This window comes from Pseudomonas xantholysinigenes (assembly GCF_014268885.2).
Lineage (GTDB): Bacteria > Pseudomonadota > Gammaproteobacteria > Pseudomonadales > Pseudomonadaceae > Aquipseudomonas > Aquipseudomonas xantholysinigenes.
This window is the reverse complement of record NZ_CP077095.1, coordinates 4,326,893-4,351,545: the sequence shown is the minus strand read 5'-3', so window position 1 is coordinate 4,351,545 and position 24,653 is coordinate 4,326,893. Positions and strand designations below refer to the sequence as shown.

Genomic DNA, 24,653 nt, shown 5'->3' with positions numbered 1-24,653 from the left:
GGCTTGGCATTGCCGGGGCCGCTTCGCGGCCCTTTCGCGACACAAGGCCGCTCCTACAGGCGATCGCGTTCTCTTGTAGGAGCGGCCTTGTGCCGCGAAAGGGCTGCAACGCAGCCCCCGCTTCACTGTGTCTCCAGCGCGGCTTCAGCCTACTCGAACTGCTGGTGGTACTGGCCATCGCCGCGCTGATGACCAGCTTGGCCGTGGCCTGGCTCGACAGCGGCAGGAGCAGCGTCGACCAAGCGCTTGACCGTCTGGCCGCCAGCACACTGGCTCAGGCAGACCTGGCCCGGCATGCCGGGCACCTGCGGGGCTTGCGCTGGAACGGCCAGCGCCCCGAGTTCGTCCGTCGGCAGGGTGACCGATGGCAGGTAGAGGCCGTGGCGCTGGGCGATTGGCCAAAAGGCCTGCGCCCCGACTGGCCAGCCAGCCAGACACCCGCGCTGCTGTTCACCCCCGATGGTTGGGCCCGCCCGGGCACGGTGCGTTGGCGCTGGGCCGAGGGCGGCCGGCGCTGGGACTGGGAGCGCAGCGGGCAATTACGCGTGAGCGTGATGCCATGAAGCGCAGGCAACGCGGGTTTACCTTGCTCGAAGTGAGTGTTGCCCTCGGCATTGCAGCAGTCCTCGCGGTGATCACCAGCCAGGTCCTGCGCCAGCGCCTGGCGGTGCAGGACACCGTGCAGCAACATCGCCTGGGCCTGTTGTGCGCGCGGGAGCTGCAAGCGCGTTTCGTGGTCGAGCAGTACTGGCCGGCAGCCGACCAGGACCGTGGCGTCTTGGCCGAGGGTGGCCAGGACTGCCATTGGCAACTGCAGTTGCGCCGCACCGGTGTGCGTGACCTGCGTCGGGGCGAGCTGTTGCTGTATGCCGACCGTGACCAGCGCTTGCCGCTGGGGCAGTACAAGGTCTTCCTGGAGCGGCCATGAAACGACGTCAGGTGGGCATGACCCTGATCGAGTTGCTGGTGGCCCTGGCCTTGACCGCCTTGCTGGGCGTGATGCTGGCCGCGCTGGTCAATGGCTGGCTGAAGGTGCGGGAGCGCCTTGATGAGCAGGTGCGGGAAACCGGTGTGCTGGATTTCTGCCTGGCTTTGGAGCGGCGCTTCGACAACCCAGTGCTGCGGCGTCTGTACGAACAGCGCCTGCCATTGGCGGTGCGCTGGCTTGACTGGCAGCCCGACCGCCAGCAGCTGCTGTGGGTGGCCGCTGCGGCCTGGCCCGAGGCCGAGGGCGGTTCGCGCCTGCAACGCCAGCGTTTGCGTTTCGAGGCTCGTGAACAGCGCCTGCTGCTGGAAAGCTCAGCCGATCTCTATGCGGCAGCGCTGCCGCAATGGGTGGTGCGCGAGCGCCTGGAGCGGGTCAGTGACCTGCGTGTGCTTTACCACCAGGCAGGCCGCTGGCTGGCCTGGCCTTCCGATCAACCCGCGCACCCTGGGCGTGGCGTGCGCGTGGAGCTTGTGCGTGATGGAGCACCTTATGCCTGTACTTTCGTTCTGCCGTGGGGGCGCTCATGAAGCGTGAGTGGTGGCGTCGCGCAGCGCGCCAGCCTTGGTTGCTGGTCCGTCCCGGCGAAGCCTGGGGCTGGTTGCTGGTCGAGCACGGCTTGCCTGTGCGTGAAGGAACCGGGGCGCCGCCGACCGGGCTCGATGCACGGGTTGCTCTGGTTGTGCCGGGGGAACATTGCAGCCATTTCCAGTTGACCGCGCCACCTGGGCTCAAGCGCGAGGAGTGGCCGTTATTGCTCGAGGATCGTCTGGCTCAAGCCTGCGATGAGGTGGTGTGTGCCGGCCTGGGCCGGCAAGCGGGCGAGCTGCGCTTTTGGGTGGTCAGTCAGCAGGCACTGGCGCGCTGGCGGGAGCAATGTGCCCAATGGGGGTTGCTGGTGGAGCGCTGCTGGGCCGAGTTCCAGTTGCTGCCCGAGCTTGGGCAGGGTGAGGCCTGGCAGTGGCAACGTGGGGAGATGGACCTCTTTCAGGGGCGCGACCCGACGGGCAGGACGCGCTGGTTGGCCTGGCCGAGGCAAGCGACCTTCAGACCAGCATTGACTGGGTTGCAAGGCTCCCTGCACCGTGTGCAAGGGCGATGGCCAGAAACCCTGGCCAACTTCGAAAACTTGCCGGGCTTGTTCGAGACCCGTCGGGCCAGAGCCAGCATTCGGCTTTCGCTGGCCCAGCGGCGTCTGATGGCTGCTTGCCTGTTGCTGGCAGCGACCTGGGGGAGCGTGTGGGGTATCCAGCAGTGGCGCCAGGCACAGCTCTACCGCGAGCAAGTCGTGGCCGTGACCGGCGTCCAGGCCTCACCCGGGCAGGCCGCCCAGGCGCTGCGGCGACTACGTGGCGCGCAACAGGAACACCAGGTGCGCCTGCAGCGGCTCGATGGGCTGCAAGCGCAGTTGCAAGACTGGTTGAGCGAACATCCCGGTTGGCAACTGCGCGCAGTGCGCTTCGATGGCCAACGTTGGCACCTGGAACTGGAGGGTGACGGCGAAGCGCCGCCGTGGCAGGCCATGGCGGCGGCGCAGGGGGCACAGGTGACGGTCGACATGACCTCACGCCAGGCATCGTTCGACTTGGAGGGCGCGTGATGCGGGGCGAGTGGTTGCAGCGCAAACGCATGTCGCTGGCCTGGGGGCTGGTGGGGTTGTTGCTCGCCGTGCTGGCATTGCGCGAGGGCATGGCCTGGTGGCGGGAGCAGGGCCAGTGGCGGAGCCTGGCTGAGTCGGTGGCTACGCTTGAGCCTGGAGCACCCATGAGCCTGGAGCGCCTGCGCCAGTCGGCCCAGGCCCGCGGTATCGCCCTGGATGATGTACAGCCAGAAGGCGAGGGGTGGCAGGTGCGTGGCAAGGTTGCCCAGGCGCAGGCCCTGCAAGGTTGGCTTCAGGCCTTGGCCGAGGAGGGCGCGCAACCCTTGCAGTGGGCGCTGGCGCGGGAAACCGATGGCCTGCGCTTCGATGTGCGGGTACGGCCATGAAGCGGCGCGCGCTGTGTTGGGTGAGCCTGGTGTTTGGCTTGACCCTGTTGGCCGAACTGCCGGCAAGCTGGCTGGCCGCCGGCATGCGGCTGCCTGCCCAGGGCGTATCAGGCACGCTGTGGCAGGGACAGGTGTTGCAGGTCGCTGATGTCGGGCCGATTCAATGGCACTGGCGTCCCTGGCAGCGGGACCTGCACATTCGCCTGGGCTTCCAGGGCCAGGCCTGGCAGTTGGGCCTTGGCGGTTGGCCCTGGCGCTGGCAGGCCGAGTTGCAGGCGTTGGGCGCGCAGCACAGTGTCGCGGCGGGTTACCGTTTGGCTGGCCAGTGGCAGGGGAGGATTGATGTGCAGGGCGCAGGGTTTAGCTGCCAACGGGCAACGGGCAGCATCATGGTGACCGACCTGGCCATGCGCGAGCCATGGTCGTTGGCGTTGGGCCATGGTTCGCTGGTCGTGGCTTGTGCCAAGGGTGTGCACGCCATTGCGCAGTTGAGTCAGGACGGGCAGCACCAGCTGCGCCTGGAGGCCGACCTGGCTAGGCGTTCGGCGCAGGTCGACCTCGAGTTGCAGGCGGATGCGGCATTGATCCCTGTGCTGCGCGCGGGTCAATGGCTGGGTGAGGACAGCCGGGCGGGGCGCAAGACCGTCAGGTGGTAGCAACTGTCTTGCTGGATCTTTCAATCTGGCACGCCCACTGTGGGAGCGGGCTTGCCCGCGAACACCGGCGCAGCCGGTGCCAGGCCCCGCGTCGCCTGATTCGTCAGCAAGGCTGGCTCCTGCAGGTCGAGGCAGGCCTCAAGTGCTGCGGGAGCCGGCGGTACGGGTTTCAGTCAATCTGACCTTTGACATAGGGCGTCCACTGCCCTTCGACAGCATGACCACTGGTCTTGAGCAGAAGCAGATCCACCGGATTTTCGCCTTTGAGAGGGTCCTGATTCTGCGCGCTACGGCCCACCATCATGACCAGTTCGGGCAGGTAGTTGGTCAGGTTGACCGCTACCGCGCGATGGTAGCTGCTGCCGTTCAACGTTTCAGTGGAGGTCTCGCCCGTCTCGAGGTTGACATCACCTGCGGCGGATTCCAGGCGGGCGCCTACCAAGCGCGTGGTGCCGCCGACCTTCAGATTCATACCTTCGCTGGCCGCGATGACGGCTTGGTGCTGCACATCATCGCGCACCTCGCGCAACACATCGACCATCAACGTGCCATGCTCGCTCTGCTTGTGCAGGTCGCCCAATTGCTCCTTGGCTTCCTTGCCCCAACGTCCACCCACAGCGTTGACGGCGGTCAGGAAACCTTGAGGGTTTCTTTCATGACTGCCGCCCAGGTCGGTCTTCACCGTCAAGGTATTGACCTTGTCCTGGCGGCTGGCAATGTGCAGATCACCGCCAATCTTGGCGTCGAGGGTCCCGGTTTGCAGGCTTACGCCTTCCAGGCGCGTATCGCCTAGGCTGTTCAGATTGATATGGTTGGCCTTCAGGGTGCTGGCATTCCAGGTCTGGTTGTCGCGTCGATCCAGTTCGACCTTGGCGCGAGCGAAGATGCCTCGGGTATCGGTGCCGCCCTTGGTGCTGATCACGCCCAGGCCACCGGTCACATCGAGGCTGTCATGCAGCTCGCGGTCGTCCGATGCTTCGATCAGCATGCCACCCATGCCTGCTTGCAGGTCCAGAAGGCCGCTTGAGGCCTGCACCCCACGCAGGTGCAGGGCCTGGTCATCTTGTGCACGGCTGCTGAGCGTCAGCTTGCCCTCGGTACTCAATATTGCCCCTACGGCCTGGCTGTCATTCTCATCCAGGGTGCCTGTACCAAGGTGGCCGCCAAGTCCACCGCCCCGGGTGGCGCCCAGCTTGGCGACCAGCTCGAAGCCACCGTCATAGCGGTTGCCGTCAACCTGTTGGACATTGCGCGCCTCCGTAATGCTCAGGCGCTTGCCACTGTACAGACTGATGCCTTGTTCACTGTTGATGCGTGTGCCTTCGTGTGATTGCTCGAGACCACTGCTGATCATGACTTCGCCTTTACTGTCGATTTGCGCCACCTGGGCAGTGGTCTGCGTGGTGTACTTATTGTTCAGGTCCACGTAGCCGCGAGCTTCGCCGCCTTTCTCACCCGGTTTGGTGCTGAGCTTGATCCGGCCGTTGCGCTTCACTTGCTCTTCGGTCGAACCGCTGACGTCGGTGCCTGGGGTAAAGGCAAGATCGCCGCCGGCGCGTATGGTTACCTTTCCGTCTTTCGAGGTGATCTGGCTGCCTTTGTAAAGGCCATCACCGCTGAGCTTCAGTGACACCCCTCCATGCCCGTCAAGATGGCCACGCACGGCGGTGCTGGTCGATTGCAGGCTGTCGAGTGCCTCGCTCTTGCCTGCGATGCGAATGCCAACATCCTTGCCGGTAGTCGTGTCCACGCGCAGGTCGGCACTGGCATCCAGATTTTTCACGTGGCGTTCGCTGCTGTTCTCGGCCGCCAGGTGGAGGTGCTGTCTGGCAGTGATGTCCAGTGTGCCGGTGTTCGCGCGCCAGACGGTGCCTTGGTCATCGATGACATCCGCATTGACCTTGATCGTCGCGCCGTTCAGTTCGCTTACCTTGGCCCTGGAGTCATGCTCGGACTCGACGCGGTCCTTCATGCGCCAGGTTACATCTACGCCGATGCTAGGCGGCGAAAGCGCTTCCTCTATGGAGGCCTGCTGGAAGCGATCGGCGGGCTTGTTGTCAATGACTTCGATTATTGGTTTGGTCCAGCCGAAGTACTCCAAGCTGACACCGATGCTGGCTCGCCATCTGTCGATCAGGCTGGTGCGCTCGACGACTTCCTTGGCGGCGCGGTTGCTGATGTTGCCGGTATCGATCTGCAGAGCCTTGCCAGCCGTGACCCGGGCGCCTTCGGTGAGCAGCCTGTCGCTGGTGATAGTAATGTTGCCGTTAGCCGAGAGCTCACTGAGCAACGCTTTGCTGATGGTGGCATGCGACATTTGATTTTCGCGGCTGCCCTCCCAGGCGCTGCCGATTCGCTCGACGCCCGCGCTGTATGACAAGCCTGCGCCGAGGTTGGAGAGCTGCAGTTTGCCCTCTGCTTTGTCATAGGCGGCGGAAATGGAAACGGTCGGGCCTTTCAGGGTTAGATCACCCTGGCTGGCGCTGATCTGGGCGCCATTGGCCAGTACGAGGCTGCCACTTTCGAGGCTCACGGTTGCGCCCTTCACCGTGCTGGCGTTTTGTGTGGTCTCTGATTTCTCGGTGGTCTGCTCGGGGCGCTCGATACCCACATAAAATTCCCACTGGCGGGAGCCAGGCTTGCCATCCTGCGGATCCAGCGTTTCTCGAATGCCTGCGGCGAAGCCAGGGTCCAGAATCGATTGGGTGCTTGCGAGGCTCGACGTACTGCTGTCGAGGGTCAGTTCACCACCGGCACGCAAGCTGAGATCACGTGTAGCCTTGAGGTCGGCGCCGTGTATCCGCAACTCGCCGGCGCTCTTCAGCGCAAGGTTGCCTTGTGAGGTGACAGTGCTGTGGCGAGCCTTCTTGCTCGTGGTCTGCGTACTCTCGTGACCGATCGGTTTGTCGAAGAATGTCAAGCCTGGCGTGAACTGACTAGACCTCGTGGTCGTTTCAGCGCTTTCCAGCACCAGTGGGCCCGCGCTGGCTTCCAGATGGGCGTCGCCGTAACTGGTCAGATGGCTGTTGGTGATTCTGACGTCTTCGCCTCTGATATCCAGGGATTGGCCTTGTAGAGCACTGGCGGCGGCGCTCCATGTATACGTGCTATTGAGGTGCCCGCTCTGACGGTTTGTGTCTGAGCGTTCAAACAGCGTCTGGTGCTCCAGGGTAACCGTTTTGGCGTTGGCCTTCAGGGCGCCGGAACTGTTGAGCGCGCTGCCTCGGACAATCAAATCTGCAGCCGCCTCAATGTCTATGTCCTGTGCTTGTAGTCGGCTACTGATCGCGGTTTGCCTGGTATGGATACTGTGATGGTCTTCAGCGTCCTGTTCGGATTGTCCTTCATACAGGCCGGCAAGAATCTCCACGCTGTCGTTGCTTTCGAGGTGTAGCGTCCCCGCAGCGACCACTTGGACGCCTGTCAATTTCATGTGGTCAGCGGATGTCAGCGTAACGTCGCCAGCGCTTCGAAGCTTGTTGGCTTCATACTTTGTGATGTGGTCAGGAGGCGATTGCGTAGGGAGATTCAGTCCTGACGCATTCACGTTCAGCTTATTGCCCGATTCTATCGCGATGTGTTGGGCACGGGCGCCGACAGACGTCAATTGCATATCATCGACGCTTCTCAGGCTTAACGCGCCGTGCTTGGCATCGAGGTATACCGGGCGATCATGCTCGCCGACGATGTCCAGCGCCCCGGCAGACTCGAGGCTGATGTCGCTGCCCGAGGTGACCCAGGTCGGCCCCATGCGCACGCCCGCGCCCAAGGCCGTGCTCTTCAGGCGAATGCGGCCCGCGTTCATCGCGCCCAGCAGCTGTGCATCGATACTGACCGATTCGGGCTGGAAGATTTCAGCGATCTCGGCTGTGGCGCTGTCGACACGATTGCGCCCCACGACGACCTGTAGTTCATCCTTCGCCGCGAGTTGTCCTGTGCTATCCAGGCGCGGCGCGATCAAGTGCAGGGCGCCCTCCATGTTGCGTAGGCCGGGATTGTCCTTGTCGCGCGCTTGTACTTGCAGGGCTCCCTTGGCGTGTTCGGTCGAAAGACGGTGCAGTTTATTGTCCTGGAAGACGGGCGTGCCGACCACGAGGCTGGCGGTGGCGGTATTGATGAAGTGCCCACCGTTGACGGCAATGCCATTGGGGTTTGCGAGCAGGTAGTCGGCGCGCTGGCCAAATATTTCCTGAGGCCCTGCGATGAGCGATGCACTGTGGCCGACCACTTCGTTGAGGATGGTCGAGGCCGCCTGGCTCTGGAATCGGGGGTTGGCGGACAGCTCACCGACCAGGGTCGACAGCCCGTTCCCCAGGGCATTGTTCAAGACCAGGCCCACCTGACCGACGTTGTAGTCGAGGAATTTGTTGTGGGACAGGCCATTGGCATCAGGGGCGGCGATGTTGACCACAGGCGCGGCATGGCTGTGGTCGATGATTTGTGGATTATCGGTTTCTGGCCTGAGCAGAACTTCCGCCTGGGCGTGGGTGCTACCCAGGATGGCGAGAGCGATTGCCCAGCGCAGCTTGTTGGGTTTGGTGGCGGTGTAAGTACAGGTTGATCGAGTCATGACGAAGTTCTCATGATGGGAGGGAAGGGGATTCAGAGCGCGAGGGTCCACTCCATGACCCAGAACCCTTTTTCCAAGGTCTTGGTTGGACGATCGCTGGCATACAGGGCTTGCTGGTAGTCGAGGCGCAGTCGGCTGGTCGGTGGCAGGGTCAGTTCGAGCCCCGCGCTGGCGCTGGCCAGGCGTTGTGAAGGGCTGTCTTGGCTGAAGCGGGTCCAGCCTATGTCCAGGCCGATGCTTGGGCGCATTTGCAGAGGCCGGGCCCAATCCAGCGGCAGTGGCTGGCTGAGGGTGTTGCGCCACACGGCGGCGCTGGCACCGGCCATGGTGTGCTGGCGAAAACCACGCACCGCCGTGTGGTCGGTGAGTTGCACTTGTTCTACGGCGGGCAGCAGGTCGCGGCTGTATTGCAGGGCCAGCTCGCTCTGCCAGTGCCAGGGCCATTGAGCGGAGCCCTGGCGCAGGTGCAACAGGTTGGCGCGGTACTTGGTGAAGTCTGGGCGAGGGGCCCTGGCATCTGGCAGTGGCTGGTCGGCGCCGAACCAGTCCACGCCCTGGCTGACGCCGGCGTAGGCGCTCCAGAGGCCATGGTCGAGCCACAGCAGGTTGAGGCCGGCTTCCACGCTGGAGAGGGTGGGGCTTTGCAGAGCGATGAGCGTGCGGCCGATGTGGTTAGTCAGTTGCTTATGTTCCACCCGTGCGCTGGCGCTGAGCATGCCCCGTTGGTTACGCCAGAGCACACGCTCGCTACCTAGGGCGAAGAGTTCGCTTTGGCCACTGCTGGTGAAGCGGGTCTGCGCCAGCGGGGCGTGATAACGCATCTGGCTGGCATTGAGGCTGAAGGTCCAGGGGCCGTAGGGCAGGCCGTAGTAAAGGCTGGCGCCCTGGCTTCGACCGGGGGCATCGAACACCGTGGAAACCAGTGAAAGGCGCAGGTCGTCGTTCAGGCCCAGCGGGCTGTCCAGGCCCAAGCCCAGGCTCAGGCGATGGCGTCCGGTCAGTGCGCTGCCGCGGTTGTCAAAGCGCGCGTCCAGGTGCCAGGGTGCGCTTACCCGGCGTGGTTCGACGATCACCCGGGTGCCACCCAATTGCGTGCCGGGCAGCAGTTCGATACCCAGGTCGTACGCCCTTAGCCGATTGAGCTGATCAAGCCCCTGTTCGAGGTCGGGCAGGTACAGGGCGTTGCCCGGTATGTCGGGAAAGGCACCGCGTAGCGACAGGGGCAGGTCGGGGTCTGCCAGTTCGATCGACTCGATGAAACCCTCGACGAGGGTGATATCGAGTGGTTGGCCGTGCTCCGGGTAGCGGGCCAGGTACGGGCGGGCAGTGGGGTAGCCTGCCTCGACATAGCGCTGGGTCAGCCCTACGAGCAGCCGCTGGATGTCGGCGACACCCATGCAAGGTTGTGAAAGGGCTTGGACCACAGGCTGTAACTGCGCCTGGCCGAGGTGTCGATTGCCGTCCAGTCGCACGCCGGTGATCGACCAGCAGCGCGAGCCACGCCGAGGGTTGGCGGTGTCGTAGTCAGCATGGGGCTCGATGAGCGGCGCACGCTGCCAGCGTTCCAGCTGTTGCAGGCGTTCCTGTTGGTGCAGCCCCTGCTGTTGCTCACGCAGTTGCTGGCTGGCTGGATCGGCCTTGAGGCTGGTGAGGGGGAGCAGTGCCATAGCGGCGCACAGGATTACCCTGTGGGGGATTTCCCACGACAACATCTAGGAACCTCGCAAATATATGTAGGAAGCTACGTAGAACTTGCGAGCACTCTAAAAAAATAAACATTCATTTGAATGTCTCAAATTCCCACCTTGGATGTGGGAGGGTATTGGCGTGCTACGTGGGAAAAGTCTGTAAGCAGGGCTGGAAATCGCAAGAAAACTTGATTGCGCTCAAAGGTTTGTGGGCTTGGCCTTGAACGGGGCAGCATGGGTCTAAATATGATTGGCGAGGGCAAAGGTGTATGTGGACGTTTAATCGGAAGGGGCTGAAGTTTGTAGTTGAACGATTTTTCTTGAGTGGGTGTTAGGTTTTTCCTGGGGTTTGCAATTTTTAGTGATCAAATGGTTTGTTTAACTGAGCCCTTCGTCTGCTTAGTCTGTGAAACATTCTCTTTTGCGAACCCTGGCCGGAAGAAAGTCTATGTACAGACAGTCAGGTCTACGTTTCAGCTTCCAACCCTTGGCTGGGCCGATCGAGTTCGAGGTGGTCTCATTCACGCTGGTCGAAGCGATCAGCGCACCGTTCACATTGACTCTGCAGTTGGTCAGCCATGAAGATAATATCGATTTTGGCCTTGTGCTCGATAAGCCTGCATTGTTCACCCTCTACGCCGGTGAGCGTCCCCTGCGCCATGTACACGGTTTCGTGAGCACCTTCATGGCGTGACTATCAATCATCGACCTCTGCAACAACCTATGTGCTTTGGGAGAATGCAACGGTGAATCTCGATGAATGAAAATACGTTTGTTGAGGCGTTCGAGGCCTGGCGTGAAGACTTCGTTTATTACGATGAATTGGATGAAGAATGCGTGGTCATCAATGTTGGGCTGGTGGCAGCCTTTCATATCGCACGCGCGTATACCCCAGAGGGACGGCGACGCATTGTGCAGGCTGTGGAGGTATTTTGCCGTGAATACGGTGGCCATCTGTAATGGGGGTATATCGGTGCCGATGAGCTGCAGGTGCATGACTATAGCGCTCAGACTGCAAAGGCAACGCTGGTGTACCTGGCGGGGGACGGTGTCGCTGAGCCCCTGGCCTTCCGTTGGGCCTTTGTGAAGGGGTTTGGCGCAGTACCCAGCTACATGATCGACGGCTATTCACCAGCAGGTTGGATGGAAGATATCCACGGTACCTTGACGCCCCTGCGTTTCTACCTGCCTGTAGAGGAAATCCTCGACGGACGAAAGACGCATTTCGAAGGGTTGTTCAAGGAGATGTGCAGCCTGCTTGAGCCTTTGCATGCGGCGGCAGGCCTGGGCATACAACACACCTACCAATGGGAAGACTTTCAACATATTGAATTTGAACTAGCGACGGCTTACCAGGGCCTGGATATCGCTCGACCCCGGGCTCATCCGGGGTGGCGGTTGGGGTACAGCAATTTGAATTGGTATACCTATATCAATAGCGCGTGGATGCGGAAGTTAGGCTCTGTACGAAAAGCCTTGGTACTCGGTGATGCTGCGTTGAAAACAGCCTCGGAATGCTCATTTACAACCCGTAAAGTCGTGCGCGACTCCGACCGTTCCTCGGCTGTTTTCGCCTTGCCTGACCTTCGTCTCAAGACTTTTCATACAGAGCCTAGGTAGCCATGACGAGCTGTTGCAGGCGCTGAATGATGTAAGGATTGGCGTTTGGCCGTTAGCGTCGGGGACGTTGTTGCGCGCAGGCGATTGGCCGGCACTGTGGAAAGTGGGCGTCGATACGCGGCCCGAGCATTATGTAAGCGTCAACGAGACCATCAAGGCTTTGCGGGTGATGGATCTGGGGGCGATGCACTATGGTTCGGTCGTGGGGGGAGCTACGGATGAATCAGTTTCTCAGCAATGCTTGGCTCAGACGCTTCGATTTGCCGCCGGGGGTGGCGCGGCCCACGACACCGCCCCAGTACCGTTGGGTCTCGCCCGCCGAGCGGGAGCAAGCGGCAAGCAACAAGCAGTACCTTGATGATTTTCTCGCCTCAGTTCCAGGCAAGCCTTTTGACGGTTGAAGGCGCTGTAAAGGGCGTGCTGGCGCTTATGCCGAGGGGGGCTGCCTCATCGAGGCGTGATTGACCATCAGGGTCGAATCTCGATCATGGTCCCATCCTTGACCATGCTCCACACCTCGCGCATGTCGTCGTTGCGCATGGCGATACAGCCTTCGGTCCAGTCCAGGGTGTGGAAGTACCACTCCGGGTATTCCTCGTTGATCGGCGTGCCGTGGATCATGATCATGCTGCCGGCCGGCACTCCTTCGCTGCGCGCCTTGGCGGCATCACTGATATTAGGGTAGGAAATGTGCATGGCCAGGTTGTAGCGGTCGCTGACTTTGCGCCAGTCCAGCCAATAAAGGCCTTCGGGGGTCTTCTTGTCGCCTTCGCGTTCCTTGGCGCCCTTGGGCTGCTTGCCAAGGGAGATGCGGTAGGTCTTGAGCGGTTCGCCGCGGCTGATCAGTTGCAGGCGCCGCTCCGACTTGATTACCAGCACCTTGTCGATCAGCCGTTCCTGCTGAGCGCTGCCAGCGGCGGGCTGGACCGGCGAAGGCGCGGCCGACGGCGTCTTGCGGATGATGGTCTCGGTGAAGGCGGCTTGCGACACCGAGGCGACACTGAGGCAGAAGAGGGCAAGCAACCAGCGCATGAAACCGTATCCCTGAAGACTTAAATGGTGGGCGACGAAACGTTCATCGGCGGCAGGTATTCATGGCCTATCCGGTAGTGCTGCCTGATGCGGTCGCGATAATAGCATTCTAGTGTGCGTGTGACGGTGCGGAAAGCCAGCTCGCCCCAGGGGATCTCATGTTCCTCGAACAGGCGCACCTCCAGGCTCTCGACCCCCACGGCGAAGTCCAGGTCGGCCAGTTCGGCGCGGAAGAACACGTGCACCTGGTTGATGTGCGGCAGATCGAACAGCTGGTACAGGTGCGTTTCACCGACCCGGGCGCAGGCTTCCTCGACGGTTTCGCGACGGGCGGCCTGGTCCAGGGTCTCGCCGTTCTCCATGAAACCGGCGGGTAGGGTCCAGAAGCCTCGGCGTGGCTCGATGGCGCGGCGGCACAGCAGCACCTGGCTGCCCCAGGTGGGCAGCACCCCGGCAACGATATTGGGGTTCTGGTAGTGGACAGTCTGGCAGTGGTCGCAGACATACCGCAGGCGGCTGTCGCCTTCGGGGATCCGTTGGGTAACCGGTTGGCCGCACGCGCTGCAGAATTTCATGCTTTATTCATTCCTGTGGGATCGGGTTATCTTGGCGTGCCTGGCCCGGCCACCGCAAGCGCCCCCGGGCGGGGCTTGGGTGCTTGGCGGCTTTGGTGCATCATGCGGGGCAGGCCTTGGAATCGAGAGTGCGTAATGCTGGACGAGCTTCTTCGCCGAATGAGCAACCATACCCCCGCGTCACTGGAGACGGATCGCCGTTTCCCCGAAGCGGCGGTGCTGCTGCCCATTACCCGCAGCGAAGACCCGGAGCTGGTCCTGACGTTGCGCGCCAAGGGGCTGTCCACCCATGGTGGCGAAGTGGCGTTCCCCGGCGGACGGCGTGATCCGGAAGACCCGGACCTGGTGTTCACCGCCCTGCGCGAGGCCGAAGAAGAAATCGGCCTGCCGCCTGGACTGGTCGAGGTCGTCGGGCCGCTCAGTCCGTTGGTGTCGTTGCATGGGCTGAAGGTGACTCCGTTCGTCGGCTTGATTCCCGACTATGTCGAATACCGGGCCAACGATGCGGAAATTGCCGCCGTCTTCAGCGTACCGCTGGAGTTCTTCCGCCAGGACCCCCGCGACCATACCCACCGTATCGACTACCAGGGTCGCAGTTGGTACGTGCCCAGCTATCGCTACGGCGACTACAAGATCTGGGGGCTGTCGGCGATCATGATCGTCGAGCTGGTCAACCTGCTGTTCGATGCCGGCATCAGCCTGCACCAACCCCCAGAGCGTTTCATCAAGAACTGAGCGGGGCCGACCCCGCCAACGCCTTCACCGTGAGGAGCAACACATGAAATACCGCCTGGGCGACCTGCGCGTCGAGACCCATCCCAGCAGTTGGGCCGCACCCAACGCTACTCTGATCGGCAAGGTGCGCCTGCAGGCCGGGGCCAGCGTCTGGTTCGGCGCGGTGCTACGGGGCGACAACGAGCTGATCGACATCGGCGAGGACAGCAACGTCCAGGACGGCACGGTGATGCACACTGACATGGGCGCGCCGCTGAACATCGGCAAGGGCGTGACCATCGGCCATAACGCCATGCTGCATGGCTGCGATGTGGGCGACTACAGCCTGGTCGGCATCAATGCGGTGATTCTCAACGGCGCGCGTATCGGCAAGTACTGCATCATCGGCGCCAATGCGTTGATTCCCGAGGGCAAGGAAATTCCCGACGGTTCGCTGGTGATGGGCTCGCCGGGCAAGGTGGTGCGCGAGCTGACCGAGCAGCAGAAACGCATGCTCGAGGCCAGCGCCGCCCATTACGTGCATAACGCCCAGCGCTACGCCCGCGACCTGGTGCTTGACGATGAGTGATGAAAAGCCGGTCGCCTCGCCTTGTGTCAGCGTCTGTGCGCTGGACGAGCAGGACATCTGCACCGGCTGCCAGCGCACGGTCGACGAGATCACCCGCTGGGGGCGGATGGACAACGAGCAGCGCCGAGAGGTGCTGAAGAAGTGCCATGAGCGGGCGCTGGCGGCCGGGCTGATCATCGGATCGTAGAATCTGCGCGGGCATCTTCGCAGGTAAACCCGCTCCCACAGGGATCGCACCCCTGCTGTGGGCGCGGGTTTACCCGCGAAGAGTCTGGCGCTGACTGCAAATTCAAGTACTCTGTGTGGCTGGCCCACCGAACACACAAACCATGTTCTATCTCATCGCCTACATCAGCAGCGTGGTGCTGATCAACTACGCCTTCTCCAGCGCACCGCACCTGGACGTTATCTGGTCCGCCTGGGGCGGCCTGGTGTTCATCCTGCGCGACATGGTGCAGACCCGCTACGGCCACGGCGCGCTGCTGGCGATGCTGATGGCGCTGGTGTTGTCCTATGCCACCTCGGAGCCGGCCATCGCCCTGGCCAGCGCCACCGCGTTCTTTGTCTCCGAGCTGATCGACTGGCTGGTGTTCAGTGTTACCCGCCGCCCGCTGCGGGACCGCCTGTGGCTGAGTTCGGCGTTGAGCATCCCGGTGGACACCTTCATCTTCTTCGGCATGATCGGCGCGCTGACGCCCGCGGTGGTCGGCACCGCGCTGGCCTCGAAGTTCGCCGGGGTCACGGCGGTCTGGCTGATCATGGCCTGGCGCGCACGGCGCGCGGTGGCCACATCCTGATGTAGAATACCGGTCCATTTTTCAGCGGGCGGCAGCCAGCGTGGCGCGGCCCCGGACGCCTTCGAGGACCTGAAATGACCCGTATCGGAACCCCATTGTCGCCCACTGCGACCCGTGTACTGCTGTGCGGCTGCGGCGAGCTGGGCAAGGAAGTGGTGATCGAGTTGCAGCGCCTGGGTGTCGAGGTCATCGCCGTGGACCGCTACGCCAATGCTCCGGCCATGCAGGTCGCGCACCGCAGCCACGTGATCAACATGCTCGACGGCGTCGCCCTGCGTGCGGTGATCGAGGCGGAGAAGCCGCACTACATCGTCCCCGAGATCGAGGCCATCGCCACCGCTACCCTGGTGGAGCTGGAAAACGAAGGCTTCAACGTGGTGCCCACTGCCCGTGCCACCCAGCTGACCATGAACCGCGAAGGCATCCGCCGCCTGGCCGCTGAAGAGCTGGACTTGCCCACTTCGCCGTATCACTTCGCCGACACCTTCGAGGATTACAGCAAGGCCGTCGCCGACCTCGGCTACCCCTGCGTGGTCAAGCCGGTGATGAGTTCCTCGGGCAAGGGCCAGAGCCTGCTACGTAGCGCCGACGATCTACAAAAGGCTTGGGACTATGCCCAGGAAGGCGGCCGCGCCGGCAAGGGGCGGGTGATCATCGAGGGCTTCATCGACTTCGAATACGAAATCACCCTGCTGACCGTGCGCCATGTTGGCGGTACCACCTTCCTCGCGCCGGTCGGCCACCGCCAGGAGAAGGGCGACTACCAGGAGTCGTGGCAGCCCCAGGCCATGAGCCCGAAGGCGCTGGCCGAGTCGCAGCGGGTGGCCCAGGCGGTCACCGATGCGCTGGGCGGGCGTGGCCTGTTTGGCGTGGAGTTGTTCGTCAAGGGCGACCAGGTGTGGTTCAGCGAAGTCTCGCCACGCCCGCACGATACTGGCCTGGTGACCTTGATTTCCCAGGACCTGTCGCAGTTCGCCCTGCATGCCCGGGCCATTCTCGGCCTGCCGATCCCGGTGGTGCGCCAGTTCGGCCCGTCGGCGTCGGCGGTGATCCTGCCGGAAGGCCAGTCGCAGCAGACCAGTTTCGCCAACCTTGGCGCCGCCCTGAGCGAGCCGGATACCGCCATTCGCCTGTTCGGCAAGCCAGAGATCAACGGCACCCGTCGCATGGGCGTGTGCCTGGCCCGCGACGAGTCGGTCGAGGCCGCCCGGGCCAAGGCGACCCGTGCCTCGCAAGCCGTCAAAGTCGAGTTCTGACCTGATACTGCTGGGGGCGCTTCGCGCCCCTTTCGCGGCACAAGGCCGCTCCTACAGGGATCGCATAATCTCCTGTAGGAGCGGCCTTGTGCCGCGAAAGGGCTGCAAAGCAGCCCCAAGGTTTCAAAGCGCGGTATCGCGGGTCTCTTTAAGGCACAAAACGGCAATCAGACTGATCACCGCCGCCACCGATACATACCCGCCCACCCAGCTCAATCCCCCCATGCTCACCAGTTTCTGGGCAAAGAACGGTGCCGCCGAGGCGCCAACGATGCCGCCCAGGTTATAGGCTGCCGAGGCGCCGGTGTAGCGTACATGGGTCGGGAACAGCTCCGGCAGCAGCGCGCCCATCGGCGCGAAGGTCACCCCCATCAGGAACAGTTCGATGGCCAGGAACAGCGCCACCCCGGTGGTCGACCCCGAGGTCAACAGCGGCTCCATGGTGAAGCCCGAGGCAATGGCCAGCAGGCCGCCGACGATCAGCACCGGCTTGCGCCCGTAGCGGTCGCTGAGCCAGGCCGACAGCGGCGTGGCCAGGGCCATGAAGACCACGGCGAAGCACAGCAGGCCAAGGAAGGTTTCACGGCTGTAGCCCAGCGTGGTCACGCCGTAGCTGAGCGAGAACACCGTGGAGATGTAGAACAGCGCATAGCACACCACCATGGCCGCGGCGCCGAGCAGGGTCGGCAGCCAATAGCGGGCGAACAGGTCGATCACCGGCATCTTCACCCGCTCGTGGCGCGCCACGGCCTTGGCGAAGACTGGGCTCTCTTCCAGTTTCAGGCGCACGTAGAGCCCGACCAGGACCAGCGCGGCGCTGAGCAGGAAGGGAATGCGCCAGCCCCACTCGCGGAACTGTTCGTCGCTGAGTACCAGGGCCAGGGTCAGGAACAGGCCGTTGGCGGCGAGAAAACCAATCGATGGACCAAGCTGGGGGAACATGCCGAACCAGGCACGCTTGCCTTCAGGGGCGTTCTCGGTGGCCAGCAGCGCCGCGCCACCCCATTCGCCACCCAACCCCAGGCCTTGGCCGAAGCGCAGCAGGCACAGAAGGATCGGCGCCCAGACGCCGATGCTGTCGTAGCCGGGCAGTACGCCAATCAGCGTGGTGGAGACGCCCATCAACAGTAGCGAGGCAACCAAGGTCGATTTACGCCCGATGCGGTCGCCGAAGTGGCCGAACAGCGCCGAGCCCAGAGGCCGGGCGAGGAAGGCAATGCCAAAGGTGAGGAAGGCCGCGAGCATTTGCGCGGTGCCGGAGCCGGAGGGGAAGAACACCGGGCCGATCACCAGCGCGGCGGCAGTGGCGTAGACATAGAAATCGTAGAACTCGATGGCGGTGCCGATAAAGCTGGCGGTGGCCACCCGGGCAGGTGAATTGACCGGGGTGGCCGTGGCAGGTTCGGCGTAGGTGCTGCTGGTAGTCATGCAAAGGTCCCTGACAGTCGTTGCTCCATGGGGCACGGCCCATGTGGCGGGCACACGGGAGCCGGAGCGAATTGTTATGAGTCGCGTGACTGACGATAGCCCAAGGGGTAGGCGGGAGCGGGCGCTGTTCGGGGTGTTGAAGCAGGGCCACGGGGCGTGTCAGTGGTGCACATTGGCCGTGGGGCGCCGGGTGCGGGTAGCAGGCGGGACGGCAGGGCTGGGTAAGCGTGGTCCGAGTATAGCTACCGAGTTACTGTCCAGACCAGTACCTTGCTTGCGCAATTATCCTCGGTTTCGAGGATTTCCAGCCGATATCTGCCAATTCTCAGGCAAACTGCGCTGGCGGGGATGCTTTCCAGGGCTTCGGTGACCAGGCCGTTCAGGGTCTTCGGCCCGCCATCGCAGGGCAGGTGCCAGCCGAGCGTGCGGTTGATTTCCCGCAGCGAGGCGGTGCCTTCGATGATGAAACGGCCATCCGCCTGGGGGTGGACATGGGGGTTGTCCAGGCTGTGTTCGTCCTCGAACTCGCCGACGATCTCCTCGAGGATATCTTCCAGGGTGACGATCCCCAGCACTTCGCCGTACTCGTCGACCACCACGCCCATGCGCCGCTGCTGCTTGTGGAAGTTCAGCAACTGCACTTGCAGCGGGGTGCTCTCGGGGACGAAGTAGGGCTCATAGCAGGCCGCCTGGAGTTTCTCCAGGGTCAGTTCGCCCCGTGGCAGCAGGTGGCTGATCAGCTTGGTGTTGAGGACCGCTTCTACCTGGTTGATGTCGCTGTGATAGACCGGCAGGCGGGTGTGGCGGCTGACGATCAACTGCTCGATGATGCGCTCGATGGCGTCGTCGAGGTTGATGCCATCGACTTCGTTGCGCGGCACCAGGATGTCGTTGACGGTGATCTTGTCCAGCGCCTGCAAGCCGTCGAGCAGGCCATGGCGATTGTTGTCACCGGACTCGTCCTCGTCATGTGCCTCTTCCTGCAGCGGATGCACGGCCACGGCCATGGGCTGCACGCGGAACGGGCGCAGGATCAGCCGGGCGCAGCCGTCGAGCACGCAGCCCAACGGCTGCAGTATGGCCAACGGCAGCTTGAGCAGGCTGGCGCCGAGGCTGATGAACGCTTGTGGATTACGCCGGGCCAGGCGCCGTGGCAGGTATTCGGCAAGTACCAGCAGGCCTAGCGCGGCACCCAGGCCGGCCAGCCAGAAACCGTGCTCGCCGCTGAGGCGCTGGCCGACCAGGCAGGCCAGGCCCAGCACCAACAGCTTGCCGAAGCTGGCGCCGAGCACCAGGCCTTGGGCGGGCAGGGGCGGTTCGCCATGGCCGTTGAGGTGCTGGCGGGCGACGTCCACTGCGGTGAACAGCGCCGACCACAACAGGGCCAGTGCGATGATGCCGAGCAGCGGGGCGTACGGCAGGCTGTCCATGGTTGGCCGTCAGATATGCAGGATGAATTCGCGGACCAGCTTGCTGCCAAAATAGGCCAGCATCAGCAGGCAGAAACCGGCCAGGGTCCAGCGGATTGCCTTGTGGCCGCGCCAGCCGAGGCGGGTGCGGCCCCACAGCAGCACGCTGAACACCACCCAGGCCACGCAGGCCAGCAGGGTCTTGTGCACCAGGTGCTGGGCGAACAGGTTGTCGAGGAACAACCAGCCGGAAACCAGTGACAGCGACAGCAGGCCCCAACCGGCCCAGAGGAAGCCGAACAGCAGGCTTTCCATGGTCTGCAGCGGCGGGAAGTTGCGGATCAGCCCGGATGGGTGCTTGTTCTTCAGTTGGTGGTCCTGCAGCAACAGCAGCAACGCCTGGAACACCGCGATGGTGAACAGGCCGTAGGCCAGGATCGACAGCAGGATGTGCGCGAGGATACCGGGCTCTTCGTTGATCAGCGGCACCGTGCCGGGTGGGGCAAACTGCGCCAGCAGCGCGGTGACGGCGCCAAGCGGGAACAGCAGCACCAGCAGGTTTTCCACCGGGATGCTCAGGCAGGCAAGCAAGGTCAGGCCGATGACCGCCGCGGCGATCAGGCTGGCCGCGCTGAAGAAGTCCAGGCTCAGGCCCAGCGGCGTGATCAGCTGGAAGAACAGGGCGCCGCCCTGGGCGACGACCGCCAGGGCGCCGAGCACGCCGAGCAGCCGTTTGTCGGCTCGGGCACCACGGGCCAGGCCGGTGGCCTGGTAGACGGTCGCAGCCAGATAAAGGAAGGCGGCGATCAGATTGGGAATGAGGCTGGGTGAAGAGAACATAAGTCCTGGCAGGCAAGCCCTAAAGGGACGAAGTTTGGCATAGATCGCGGTGGGCAAGGAAGACCGGGAAGCCTTGCACCGGTGCCTGGCGAGCGACTTGTACCTTATATGCCGGCCACTTCGCGGGTAAACCCGCTCCCACAGGGGCGTGCATGATCTCTGTGGGAGCGGGTTTACCCGCGAATCAGGCCGGCCTGGTCACCGAATATCCACAGGGTCTGCTCCAAGGTGTGCGCCGCCGCCGCTCTCCGCTATAATCGCCGCCTTGCTGTGCCCGGCGCGCGTGTACTTTCCCCCGGGCACCTGAAAAACCTCGGCTTCACTGGGCCTGTAAGGATCACCATGTTCGAAAACCTGACCGACCGCCTGTCACAGACGCTGCGCCATGTCACCGGCAAGGCCAAGCTGACCGAAGACAACATCAAGGACACGCTGCGCGAAGTGCGCATGGCCCTGCTCGAGGCCGACGTCGCCCTGCCGGTGGTCAAGGATTTCGTCAACAGCATCAAGGAGCGCGCGGTCGGCACCGAGGTGTCGCGCAGCCTGACTCCGGGCCAGGCGTTCGTGAAGATCGTCCAGGCCGAGCTGGAAAGCCTGATGGGCGCGGCCAACGAAGAGCTGGCCCTCAATGCCGCCCCGCCCGCCGTGGTGCTGATGGCCGGTCTGCAGGGTGCTGGTAAGACCACCACCGCCGGCAAGCTGGCGCGCCACCTGAAAGAACGCAAGAAAAAGAGCGTGATGGTGGTGTCCGCCGACGTCTACCGCCCGGCGGCGATCAAGCAGCTCGAGACCCTGGCCAACGATATCGGCGTGACCTTCTTCCCGTCCGACATCAGCCAGAAGCCGGTGGCCATCGCCGAGGCGGCGATCCGCGAGGCCAAGCTCAAGTTCATCGACGTGGTGATCGTCGATACCGCCGGTCGCCTGCACGTCGATGCCGACATGATGGATGAGATCAAGGCCCTGCACGCCGCGGTCAAGCCGATCGAAACCCTGTTCGTGGTCGATGCCATGACCGGCCAGGACGCCGCCAACACCGCCAAGGCCTTCGGCGATGCCCTGCCGCTGACCGGCGTGGTGCTGACCAAGGTCGACGGTGACGCCCGGGGTGGTGCCGCGCTGTCGGTGCGTGCTATCACCGGCAAGCCGATCAAGTTCATCGGTATGGGTGAGAAGACCGAGGCCCTCGAGCCGTTCCACCCTGATCGTATTGCCTCGCGCATCCTCGGCATGGGCGATGTGCTCAGCCTGATCGAGCAGGCCGAGCAGAACATCGACAAGGCCAAGGCCGACAAGCTGGCCAAGAAGCTGAAGAAGGGCAAGGGCTTCGATCTCGAGGACTTCCGCGACCAGTTGCAACAGATGAAGAACATGGGCGGCCTCGGCGGCCTGATGGACAAGCTGCCGAGCATCGGCGGCGTCAACCTGTCGCAAATGGGCAATGCCCAGGGCGCTGCCGAGAAGCAGTTCAAGCAGATGGAGGCGATCATCAACTCCATGACCCCGGCCGAGCGTCGCGACCCCGACCTGATCAGCGGTTCGCGCAAGCGCCGTATCGCCCTGGGCTCCGGCACCCAGGTGCAGGACATCGGTCGGCTGATCAAGCAGCACAAACAGATGCAGAAGATGATGAAGAAATTCTCCGCCAAGGGCGGCATGGCCAAGATGATGCGCGGCCTTGGCGGAATGCTGCCAGGCGGCGGCATGCCGAAACTGTAAACGAATCCGGCCGGCTTCCTTGTATCAAGGAGGCTGGCCAGACCCCGCTCAAGCGGGAACATGGCCGCCGCGAGGCGGCTGAAACCGGCGGAACTGAACGGTGGGCCAACGGCTTGCCGAAAAAGGCATTTGCAAATGTCCGTGTATTCCCCGAGAATATGCGGCCTTTTGGGCACCCGTGTGCCCATTGGGCATTCAGTTTTGCAGCACCGACTATAGGAACGATGTTCACATGGTAACCATTCGTCTGGCCCGTGGCGGCTCGAAAAAGCGCCCATTCTACCACCTGACCGTGACCAACTCGCGTAACGCCCGTGACGGCCGTTTCGTTGAGCGCGTTGGCTTCTTCAACCCGATCGCATCGGGCGCCGAAGTCAAGCTGTCGGTCAACCAAGAGCGCGTCACCTACTGGCTGAGCCAGGGCGCACAGCCGTCTGAGCGTGTTGCTCAGCTGCTGAAGGAAGCTGCCAAGGCTGCAGCCTGAGCAGTATGAACGCGACGCCAGAAAAGGCTGACGACCTCATCGTCGTTGGCAAGATTTTTTCGGTTCACGGCGTTCGCGGCGAGGTGAAGGTGTACTCCTTTACCGATCCGATTGAAAACCTGTTGGATTATCCGCGCTGGATGCTTCGGCATGAAGGCAAGGTAAAGCAGGTCGAGCTGGTCAGCGGTCGTGGCTCCCAGAAGGGCCTGGTCGTGAAGCTCAAAGGCCTCGATGATCGTGATGAAGCCCGTCTTCTGAGCGGTTACGAAATCTGCATTGCGCGGAGCCTTTTGCCCAACCTGGCAGCCGACGAGTACTACTGGTACCAGTTGGTGGGCCTGAAGGTCATCAATCAGGACGAACAACTGTTCGGCACGATCGATCACCTGTTGGAGACCGGCGCGAACGATGTAATGGTGGTCAAGCCCTGCGCAGGCAGCCTGGATGATCGCGAGCGTCTGTTGCCCTATACGGCGCAATGCGTGCTCGGTATCGACCTGGAAGCAGGCGTGATGCGGGTTGAGTGGGACGCGGACTTCTAAACGATGGGTAACCTTCGCGTAGACGTCATCACGTTGTTCCCCGAGATGTTCTCGGCCATCACGGAGTACGGCATTACCAGCCGTGCGGTGAAACAGGGGTTGCTTCAGGTGACTTGCTGGAACCCGCGGGACTACACCACAGATCGTCACCATACGGTAGATGATCGGCCGTTTGGCGGTGGTCCGGGCATGGTGATGAAAATCAAGCCTCTGGAAGACGCCCTGGTCAACGCCAGGCAGGTCGCCGGAGCAACGGCAAAGGTGATCTACCTTTCGCCGCAAGGCCGCAAGCTGACTCAGCAAGCGGTCAAAGGCCTGGCCGAACAGGAATCGTTGATCCTGATCGCCGGTCGTTATGAAGGCATCGACGAGCGTTTTATCGAGGCTCATGTCGATGAGGAGTGGTCGATTGGCGACTATGTGCTTTCCGGTGGCGAGCTGCCGGCCATGGTACTGATCGATGCGGTTACACGGCTGCTGCCCGGAGCTTTAGGGCATGTGGACTCGGCGGAGGAAGATTCTTTCACCGACGGTCTGCTGGATTGCCCGCACTACACCCGACCTGAGGTGTATGCGGATCAGCGTGTTCCCGACGTGTTGCTAAGTGGCAACCATGCACATATCCGGCGTTGGCGGATGAAGCAGTCCCTTGGTAGGACCTTCGAACGACGCGCCGATCTTCTGGAAAGTCGCTCGCTTTCTGGAGAAGAGAAGAAGCTGCTCGACGAATACCTTCGCGAGCGGGACGATAGTTAAACGTATCGATGGTGGATCGCGTTATCCATCTTAGGAGCACAGCATGACCAACAAGATCATCCAGCAGCTCGAAGCCGAGCAGATGAGCAAAGAGATCCCGACCTTCGCACCAGGCGACACCGTTGTCGTCCAGGTTAAAGTGAAGGAAGGCGACCGCTCGCGTCTGCAGGCGTTCGAAGGCGTCGTTATCGCCAAGCGTAACCGCGGTCTGAACAGCGCCTTCACCGTGCGCAAGATCTCCAGCGGCGTTGGTGTAGAGCGTACCTTCCAGACCTACAGCCCGCAGATCGACAGCCTGGCCGTGAAACGTCGTGGTGACGTGCGTAAAGCCAAGCTGTACTACCTGCGCGACCTGTCCGGCAAAGCCGCTCGCATCAAGGAAAAACTGTCCTGAGTACAGTTTGCCTGGCGGCCTGAGGCCCCATGCGAGAAAAAAGCAGCCTTCGGGCTGCTTTTTTGCATTTTGCGTTTTGTGTTGGCTGCTTCGCGGGTACACCCGCAGAGCATCATGAACCTGTGGGAGCGGGTTTACCCGCGAAGCAGGTGACCTTGTTTTCAGACTTAGCGATGTGAACCTCATGACGACGTCCCGAGACCAGGAAATCCAGCGCCGCACCGAGTTGTCGGTGACCCGCGTGACCAAGGCGGTGTTCCCCAACACCACCAACCACCACAACACCCTGTTCGGCGGCACGGCGCTGGCCTGGATGGACGAAGTGTCGTTCATCGCCGCTACGCGCTTCTGCCGTCTGCCGCTGGTGACCGTGTCCACCGACCGCATCGATTTCAAGCACCCGATTCCGGCCGGTTCGATCGTCGAGCTGGTCGGCAGCGTGGTCAAGGTTGGCAACACCAGCTTGCAGGTACAGGTGGATGTGTTCGTCGAGAACATGTACCTGGATGGCCGCGAGCGCGCCATTCACGGCGTGTTCAGCTTCGTCGCCATCGACGAAGACAAGCGCCCGGTGCCGGTGCTGCCGTTGGCCTGATTGCCGCGCCATACATGG

27 protein-coding genes and 2 pseudogenes are annotated in these 24,653 nt (G+C 62.7%); 22 read left to right on the top strand and 7 right to left on the bottom strand.

The window, feature by feature from the left end; genetic code table 11:
- Positions 1-89: 89 nt before the first annotated feature.
- Genes gspH through gspN form a run of 6 tightly spaced genes read left to right on the top strand, consistent with a single transcriptional unit; the run spans position 90 to position 3,627 of the window.
- Positions 90-563: a type II secretion system minor pseudopilin GspH gene (gene gspH, locus HU772_RS19465; RefSeq protein ID WP_496198485.1), complete on the top strand. Its 474-nt coding sequence runs from the start codon at positions 90-92 to the stop codon at positions 561-563.
- The gene (locus HU772_RS19460; protein WP_186658512.1) at positions 560-928 is read left to right on the top strand and encodes a type II secretion system protein; all 369 of its coding nucleotides are present in this window, start codon (positions 560-562) and stop codon (positions 926-928) included. The genes gspH and HU772_RS19460 overlap by 4 nt, the downstream gene beginning before the upstream one ends.
- The gene (locus HU772_RS19455) at positions 925-1,515 is read left to right on the top strand and encodes a prepilin-type N-terminal cleavage/methylation domain-containing protein (RefSeq protein ID WP_186658514.1); all 591 of its coding nucleotides are present in this window, start codon (positions 925-927) and stop codon (positions 1,513-1,515) included. Before HU772_RS19460 ends, HU772_RS19455 begins: the two co-directional genes overlap by 4 nt.
- The gene (locus HU772_RS19450) at positions 1,512-2,585 is read left to right on the top strand and encodes a GspL/Epsl periplasmic domain-containing protein (RefSeq protein WP_186658516.1); all 1,074 of its coding nucleotides are present in this window, start codon (positions 1,512-1,514) and stop codon (positions 2,583-2,585) included. The genes HU772_RS19455 and HU772_RS19450 overlap by 4 nt, the downstream gene beginning before the upstream one ends.
- Entirely contained in the window at positions 2,585-2,971 is a 387-nt protein-coding gene (gene gspM / locus HU772_RS19445) for a type II secretion system protein GspM (RefSeq protein WP_186658519.1), read from the top strand. Before HU772_RS19450 ends, gspM begins: the two co-directional genes overlap by 1 nt.
- Positions 2,968-3,627 (top strand): type II secretion system protein N, encoded by a 660-nt coding sequence (gene gspN, locus HU772_RS19440; RefSeq protein WP_186658522.1) that lies wholly within the window; start codon positions 2,968-2,970, stop codon positions 3,625-3,627. The genes gspM and gspN overlap by 4 nt, the downstream gene beginning before the upstream one ends.
- Positions 3,628-3,796: 169 nt before the next feature.
- Here the strand turns inward: gspN and HU772_RS19435 are convergent, their stop codons facing one another.
- Positions 3,797-8,197 (bottom strand): hemagglutinin repeat-containing protein, encoded by a 4,401-nt coding sequence (locus tag HU772_RS19435; protein WP_186658524.1) that lies wholly within the window; start codon positions 8,195-8,197, stop codon positions 3,797-3,799.
- A 32-nt stretch (positions 8,198-8,229) separates the two neighbouring features.
- Entirely contained in the window at positions 8,230-9,864 is a 1,635-nt protein-coding gene (locus HU772_RS19430) for a ShlB/FhaC/HecB family hemolysin secretion/activation protein (protein ID WP_225923056.1), read from the bottom strand.
- Between the two features lie 469 nt (positions 9,865-10,333).
- Between HU772_RS19430 and HU772_RS19425 the strand changes: the two are divergent.
- From HU772_RS19425 to HU772_RS25035, 5 genes and pseudogenes are all read left to right on the top strand, one after another.
- A pseudogene (locus tag HU772_RS19425) lies at positions 10,334-10,570 on the top strand (type VI secretion system Vgr family protein); the annotation flags it as partial.
- Between the two features lie 71 nt (positions 10,571-10,641).
- On the top strand, positions 10,642-10,845 hold the full coding sequence (locus tag HU772_RS19420) for a hypothetical protein (protein ID WP_186658533.1): 204 nt from the start codon (positions 10,642-10,644) through the stop codon (positions 10,843-10,845).
- A 30-nt stretch (positions 10,846-10,875) separates the two neighbouring features.
- Positions 10,876-11,505: a type VI immunity family protein gene (locus HU772_RS19415; protein ID WP_186658535.1), complete on the top strand. Its 630-nt coding sequence runs from the start codon at positions 10,876-10,878 to the stop codon at positions 11,503-11,505.
- A gap of 13 nt (positions 11,506-11,518) precedes the next feature.
- Positions 11,519-11,641 (top strand): annotated as a pseudogene (locus HU772_RS25135) (type VI immunity family protein); the annotation flags it as partial.
- 82 nt (positions 11,642-11,723) lie between these two features.
- Positions 11,724-11,906 carry a hypothetical protein gene (locus HU772_RS25035; protein WP_225923055.1) on the top strand — a complete coding sequence of 61 codons (183 nt, stop codon included), beginning with the start codon at positions 11,724-11,726 and terminating at the stop codon, positions 11,904-11,906.
- A 67-nt stretch (positions 11,907-11,973) separates the two neighbouring features.
- Here the strand turns inward: HU772_RS25035 and HU772_RS19405 are convergent, their stop codons facing one another.
- Together HU772_RS19405 and HU772_RS19400 are read right to left on the bottom strand one after the other, a co-directional pair.
- A complete protein-coding gene (locus HU772_RS19405; protein ID WP_186658538.1) occupies positions 11,974-12,537 on the bottom strand; it encodes a L,D-transpeptidase family protein in 564 nt (187 codons plus the stop codon).
- 20 nt (positions 12,538-12,557) lie between these two features.
- A complete protein-coding gene (locus HU772_RS19400) occupies positions 12,558-13,112 on the bottom strand; it encodes an NUDIX hydrolase (RefSeq protein WP_186658540.1) in 555 nt (184 codons plus the stop codon).
- Between the two features lie 135 nt (positions 13,113-13,247).
- Between HU772_RS19400 and HU772_RS19395 the strand changes: the two genes are divergently transcribed.
- From HU772_RS19395 to purT, 5 genes are all read left to right on the top strand, one after another.
- Complete coding sequence (locus HU772_RS19395; protein ID WP_186658543.1) at positions 13,248-13,847, top strand: CoA pyrophosphatase; 600 nt, start codon at positions 13,248-13,250, stop codon at positions 13,845-13,847.
- 43 nt (positions 13,848-13,890) lie between these two features.
- On the top strand, positions 13,891-14,415 hold the full coding sequence (locus HU772_RS19390; RefSeq protein ID WP_186658546.1) for a gamma carbonic anhydrase family protein: 525 nt from the start codon (positions 13,891-13,893) through the stop codon (positions 14,413-14,415).
- Positions 14,408-14,602, top strand: coding sequence for a DUF1289 domain-containing protein (locus HU772_RS19385; protein WP_186658549.1), 195 nt, complete (start codon positions 14,408-14,410; stop codon positions 14,600-14,602). The genes HU772_RS19390 and HU772_RS19385 overlap by 8 nt, the downstream gene beginning before the upstream one ends.
- 142 nt (positions 14,603-14,744) lie before the next feature.
- On the top strand, positions 14,745-15,212 hold the full coding sequence (locus HU772_RS19380; protein ID WP_186658552.1) for a VUT family protein: 468 nt from the start codon (positions 14,745-14,747) through the stop codon (positions 15,210-15,212).
- Positions 15,213-15,286: 74 nt separating this feature from the next.
- Positions 15,287-16,468, top strand: coding sequence for a formate-dependent phosphoribosylglycinamide formyltransferase (gene purT / locus HU772_RS19375; RefSeq protein WP_186658554.1), 1,182 nt, complete (start codon positions 15,287-15,289; stop codon positions 16,466-16,468).
- A 123-nt stretch (positions 16,469-16,591) separates the two neighbouring features.
- Here purT and HU772_RS19370 read toward each other — a convergent pair whose 3' ends face one another.
- The 3 genes from HU772_RS19370 to HU772_RS19360 all read right to left on the bottom strand — a co-directional run bounded on the left by HU772_RS19370 (position 16,592) and on the right by HU772_RS19360 (position 20,145).
- A complete protein-coding gene (locus HU772_RS19370) occupies positions 16,592-17,896 on the bottom strand; it encodes an MFS transporter (protein ID WP_186658557.1) in 1,305 nt (434 codons plus the stop codon).
- Positions 17,897-18,138: 242 nt separating this feature from the next.
- Complete coding sequence (locus tag HU772_RS19365) at positions 18,139-19,326, bottom strand: transporter associated domain-containing protein (RefSeq protein ID WP_186658575.1); 1,188 nt, start codon at positions 19,324-19,326, stop codon at positions 18,139-18,141.
- Between the two features lie 9 nt (positions 19,327-19,335).
- Positions 19,336-20,145 (bottom strand): cytochrome C assembly family protein, encoded by an 810-nt coding sequence (locus HU772_RS19360; RefSeq protein ID WP_186658577.1) that lies wholly within the window; start codon positions 20,143-20,145, stop codon positions 19,336-19,338.
- A gap of 342 nt (positions 20,146-20,487) precedes the next feature.
- On the opposite strand from HU772_RS19360, the gene ffh reads away from it, so the two are divergent.
- The 6 genes from ffh (at position 20,488) to HU772_RS19330 (ending at position 24,635) form a co-directional block, all read left to right on the top strand.
- Positions 20,488-21,864 carry a signal recognition particle protein gene (ffh, locus tag HU772_RS19355; RefSeq protein WP_186658580.1) on the top strand — a complete coding sequence of 459 codons (1,377 nt, stop codon included), beginning with the start codon at positions 20,488-20,490 and terminating at the stop codon, positions 21,862-21,864.
- A 232-nt stretch (positions 21,865-22,096) separates the two neighbouring features.
- Positions 22,097-22,348, top strand: a complete 252-nt coding sequence (gene rpsP / locus HU772_RS19350) for a 30S ribosomal protein S16 (protein ID WP_011535318.1) — start codon at positions 22,097-22,099, stop codon at positions 22,346-22,348.
- A gap of 5 nt (positions 22,349-22,353) precedes the next feature.
- A complete protein-coding gene (gene rimM, locus HU772_RS19345; RefSeq protein ID WP_186658584.1) occupies positions 22,354-22,890 on the top strand; it encodes a ribosome maturation factor RimM in 537 nt (178 codons plus the stop codon).
- A 3-nt stretch (positions 22,891-22,893) separates the two neighbouring features.
- Positions 22,894-23,646 carry a tRNA (guanosine(37)-N1)-methyltransferase TrmD gene (gene trmD / locus HU772_RS19340; RefSeq protein ID WP_186658593.1) on the top strand — a complete coding sequence of 251 codons (753 nt, stop codon included), beginning with the start codon at positions 22,894-22,896 and terminating at the stop codon, positions 23,644-23,646.
- A 43-nt stretch (positions 23,647-23,689) separates the two neighbouring features.
- Positions 23,690-24,040, top strand: a complete 351-nt coding sequence (rplS, locus tag HU772_RS19335) for a 50S ribosomal protein L19 (protein ID WP_011535315.1) — start codon at positions 23,690-23,692, stop codon at positions 24,038-24,040.
- A 184-nt stretch (positions 24,041-24,224) separates the two neighbouring features.
- Positions 24,225-24,635 carry an acyl-CoA thioesterase gene (locus HU772_RS19330; protein ID WP_186658595.1) on the top strand — a complete coding sequence of 137 codons (411 nt, stop codon included), beginning with the start codon at positions 24,225-24,227 and terminating at the stop codon, positions 24,633-24,635.
- Positions 24,636-24,653 lie beyond the last annotated feature (18 nt).

What these genes read in the sequence shown, in the direction of transcription:
- HU772_RS19420 (WP_186658533.1), top strand. Translation starts at nt 10,642, where the DNA reads ATGAATGAAAATACGTTTGTTGAGGCGTTCGAGGCCTGGCGTGAAGAC.
- HU772_RS19430 (WP_225923056.1), bottom strand. Translation starts at nt 9,864, where the DNA reads ATGGCACTGCTCCCCCTCACCAGCCTCAAGGCCGATCCAGCCAGCCAG.
- HU772_RS19405 (WP_186658538.1), bottom strand. Translation starts at nt 12,537, where the DNA reads ATGCGCTGGTTGCTTGCCCTCTTCTGCCTCAGTGTCGCCTCGGTGTCG.
- gspM (WP_186658519.1), top strand. Translation starts at nt 2,585, where the DNA reads ATGCGGGGCGAGTGGTTGCAGCGCAAACGCATGTCGCTGGCCTGGGGG.
- trmD (WP_186658593.1), top strand. Translation starts at nt 22,894, where the DNA reads ATGGGTAACCTTCGCGTAGACGTCATCACGTTGTTCCCCGAGATGTTC.
- purT (WP_186658554.1), top strand. Translation starts at nt 15,287, where the DNA reads ATGACCCGTATCGGAACCCCATTGTCGCCCACTGCGACCCGTGTACTG.
- gspN (WP_186658522.1), top strand. Translation starts at nt 2,968, where the DNA reads ATGAAGCGGCGCGCGCTGTGTTGGGTGAGCCTGGTGTTTGGCTTGACC.
- HU772_RS19380 (WP_186658552.1), top strand. Translation starts at nt 14,745, where the DNA reads ATGTTCTATCTCATCGCCTACATCAGCAGCGTGGTGCTGATCAACTAC.
- rpsP (WP_011535318.1), top strand. Translation starts at nt 22,097, where the DNA reads ATGGTAACCATTCGTCTGGCCCGTGGCGGCTCGAAAAAGCGCCCATTC.
- HU772_RS19370 (WP_186658557.1), bottom strand. Translation starts at nt 17,896, where the DNA reads ATGACTACCAGCAGCACCTACGCCGAACCTGCCACGGCCACCCCGGTC.
- HU772_RS19365 (WP_186658575.1), bottom strand. Translation starts at nt 19,326, where the DNA reads ATGGACAGCCTGCCGTACGCCCCGCTGCTCGGCATCATCGCACTGGCC.
- HU772_RS19450 (WP_186658516.1), top strand. Translation starts at nt 1,512, where the DNA reads ATGAAGCGTGAGTGGTGGCGTCGCGCAGCGCGCCAGCCTTGGTTGCTG.
- HU772_RS19460 (WP_186658512.1), top strand. Translation starts at nt 560, where the DNA reads ATGAAGCGCAGGCAACGCGGGTTTACCTTGCTCGAAGTGAGTGTTGCC.
- ffh (WP_186658580.1), top strand. Translation starts at nt 20,488, where the DNA reads ATGTTCGAAAACCTGACCGACCGCCTGTCACAGACGCTGCGCCATGTC.
- HU772_RS25035 (WP_225923055.1), top strand. Translation starts at nt 11,724, where the DNA reads ATGAATCAGTTTCTCAGCAATGCTTGGCTCAGACGCTTCGATTTGCCG.
- HU772_RS19385 (WP_186658549.1), top strand. Translation starts at nt 14,408, where the DNA reads ATGAGTGATGAAAAGCCGGTCGCCTCGCCTTGTGTCAGCGTCTGTGCG.
- rimM (WP_186658584.1), top strand. Translation starts at nt 22,354, where the DNA reads ATGAACGCGACGCCAGAAAAGGCTGACGACCTCATCGTCGTTGGCAAG.
- rplS (WP_011535315.1), top strand. Translation starts at nt 23,690, where the DNA reads ATGACCAACAAGATCATCCAGCAGCTCGAAGCCGAGCAGATGAGCAAA.
- HU772_RS19455 (WP_186658514.1), top strand. Translation starts at nt 925, where the DNA reads ATGAAACGACGTCAGGTGGGCATGACCCTGATCGAGTTGCTGGTGGCC.
- HU772_RS19400 (WP_186658540.1), bottom strand. Translation starts at nt 13,112, where the DNA reads ATGAAATTCTGCAGCGCGTGCGGCCAACCGGTTACCCAACGGATCCCC.
- HU772_RS19360 (WP_186658577.1), bottom strand. Translation starts at nt 20,145, where the DNA reads ATGTTCTCTTCACCCAGCCTCATTCCCAATCTGATCGCCGCCTTCCTT.
- HU772_RS19435 (WP_186658524.1), bottom strand. Translation starts at nt 8,197, where the DNA reads ATGACTCGATCAACCTGTACTTACACCGCCACCAAACCCAACAAGCTG.
- HU772_RS19330 (WP_186658595.1), top strand. Translation starts at nt 24,225, where the DNA reads ATGACGACGTCCCGAGACCAGGAAATCCAGCGCCGCACCGAGTTGTCG.
- HU772_RS19390 (WP_186658546.1), top strand. Translation starts at nt 13,891, where the DNA reads ATGAAATACCGCCTGGGCGACCTGCGCGTCGAGACCCATCCCAGCAGT.
- HU772_RS19395 (WP_186658543.1), top strand. Translation starts at nt 13,248, where the DNA reads ATGCTGGACGAGCTTCTTCGCCGAATGAGCAACCATACCCCCGCGTCA.